This is a genomic window from Bacteroidales bacterium (assembly GCA_018334875.1).
Lineage (GTDB): Bacteria > Bacteroidota > Bacteroidia > Bacteroidales > UBA12077 > JAGXLC01.
This window is the reverse complement of sequence record JAGXLC010000530.1, coordinates 1-2,522: the sequence shown is the minus strand read 5'-3', so window position 1 is coordinate 2,522 and position 2,522 is coordinate 1. Positions and strand designations below refer to the sequence as shown.

Sequence of the window (2,522 nt, the reverse complement as noted above, 5' to 3'; positions counted from 1 at the left end):
CTTAAATAATTCAATCGATAAAGCAAATGAATAGCGTGCTTTAAACAGGATCGGGATATACATTTCGAATTATTCACAAATAATTATTACGCTATTGGACGAAATGACAGAAATTTCTATTTTTATTAAAAATTTTAAATCATGAAACACACGCTCATCTTTATCCTTCTTATTGCTTTCAGCTTGCCATTGAGTGCACAGCACAAGGAAACCATCAATTTAAACGGAACCTGGCAGTTTGAACAAACTGAAAAGGTTTTTCCACCCGAACAATTCAGCCGCAGCATACCCGTTCCGGGCTTGATTCACATGGCCGAACCAAAAATAAAGGATTACGAGAAATTCTTCAAACGTCCGGAAAAAACCAAACTGGAGACGACCCACTCCCTGTATGACATCGATTACACCCCAAAATACAGCTGGTACAAGAAAAATGTGGTCATCCCGGAATCCTATGAAGATAAGGAAGCGGTGCTCACCCTTCTGAAGAGCAAGTATGTAACACAAATAGTAGTCAATGGATACGATTTCGGCACTTCAATGGAATGCTACACTCCCGTTGAAGCCAACATCACCCATGCCTTGAAATACGGGCAGGAAAATGAGATATTGATCCGTGTTGGCGATCGCACCTGGCTTCCCAGCCAGGCCGCAGGGAGCACCGACAAAGAAAAGGAGCATTATCTCCCGGGTATATGGGACGATGTTTTCCTCTCATTCTCCGGAAAAATCAGGGTAAACAGGTTGCTGTTGCTGCCAAACCTGGAAGAAAAGAAGGTTACCGTCAAGGTGCGCCTCAGAAATTTTTATCCGGCGCAGATCGGTTATGGAGACAAGATGGAAGATTCCATCAGTTTGAACATCGATATTTTTGAAAAGGAATCCGGAGAGCAAGTCACTTCAAAAACCATCAAAGACATTTCGAAACGAGACAATCTGAGCGTTGTGAAAACGAGCATCAATATGCCTCGTTTAAATGGATGGACCCCCGAAAATCCTTTTCTTTATGAGGCAAAAGTAGAAGTAGTTAAGGATGATACGGTAAATGACGTCTATTCTGATCACTTTGGAATGCGTGACTTTACCCGAAAAGGAAAATATTTTTACCTCAACGGCAAAAAGACCTTTCTCCGCGGGAGCAACATTACACTGCATCGCTTTTTTGAAGATCCGGACTGTGATTCACTGGTATGGGACAGGGAATGGGTGAAAAAGCTACTCATTGAGCATCCCAAAAAAATGCACTGGAATGCCATGCGTATCTGCGTAGGAATTGTTCCGGACTTCTGGTATGACATTGCCGATGAGCATGGCATCATGTTTCAGAATGAATGGTTATACTGGCAGGATCACGGCTGGGATGGGCAGATACGGAAAGAATATACCGACTGGGTGTGGAGCGACGGAAACCACCCCAGCATTGTCATCTGGGATGCCATCAACGAGAACTGGAACGATTTTATAGGCAACAAGCTCATACCGGATTTAATGCAACTGGATCCAACCCGCATATGGGATGCAGGATACATGACTGCAGAACAGCTTAAAGAAGGCCTCGATGAAATGGATGAACCCCACCCTTACGAAGGTCCCAGGCCATGGGTTGATATGGAAGATTTCAAAAAAGATCCCTATCCACTGGGGAACCTGAATTACCGCAACCAGACCAATATCGAAAGCATTGAATCCGGAGCAGCCCAACTGGTCAATGAGTACGGATGGATCTGGCTGTGGCGCAACGGCAAGCCTGCCAAACTCACCGTGGATGTATATGATTATTATCTCGGGAAAGATGCAACTCCCGAAGAAAGGCGAAAATTGCAGGCCTACTGGCTGCAGCTGGAAACGGAGTGGCTGCGTTCCATCCGCCAGCATGCCGGTGTGCTTTCTTTCTGCTACCTGACCAACAACTACGGGTTTACCGGCGACTGGTTCATCAATGATGTGGCCAACCTGGAACCAGGCCCGACCATGCATTGGTTTCAGCATGCATTTGCTCCCGCTGCCGTTTTCATAAACCTTACAGATGAAAGGTACACCAAATTCAAATCTCCCCACAAACCCGGCAGCCTGTTAAACTTTAACCTGGCAGGCGTCAATGACAGGAGAAAACCTGTAAGGGGAACCACCCTTGTTAAGTTGTTAAACCACAATGGTGAAATTGTCCGAGAAAAGACACTTCATGTTGAACTACCTGTTGATATTCGAAAAGATATACCGGTTGCGATTAATCTGCCTGATCAATCCGGCGGATATTTGCTTGTAGCAGAATTTACACCTGAGAATCAGTCCAGCCCGATCATCAGCCGAAGGTATATTAAAGTCGGAGAAGCTGAAGAATACCGTTTTTACGAAATGAGAGTCTAGTCTAAAAAGGGGCTCGGCTATTTTTAGCCAATTGGGTGAAAATTATTTATTGAATTTTAGAGATCTATTAGAGCGCCTTATCAGCCAATATTTAGCTTTTTATACGGGACTCAAATAAAATAATCCAGGTGCAGTTGTTCCAAAAAATACTCCAA

General features: G+C 44.3%; 1 protein-coding gene and 1 pseudogene. Both read left to right on the top strand.

The features are described from left to right. The first annotated feature begins 141 nt into the window (after window positions 1-141). A pseudogene (locus KGY70_20820) lies at window positions 142-696 on the top strand (glycoside hydrolase family 2). Between the two features lie 33 nt (window positions 697-729). Further along, window positions 730-2,367: a beta-glycosidase gene (locus KGY70_20815; protein ID MBS3777648.1), complete on the top strand. Its 1,638-nt coding sequence runs from the start codon at window positions 730-732 to the stop codon at window positions 2,365-2,367. Window positions 2,368-2,522: the final 155 nt, after the last annotated feature.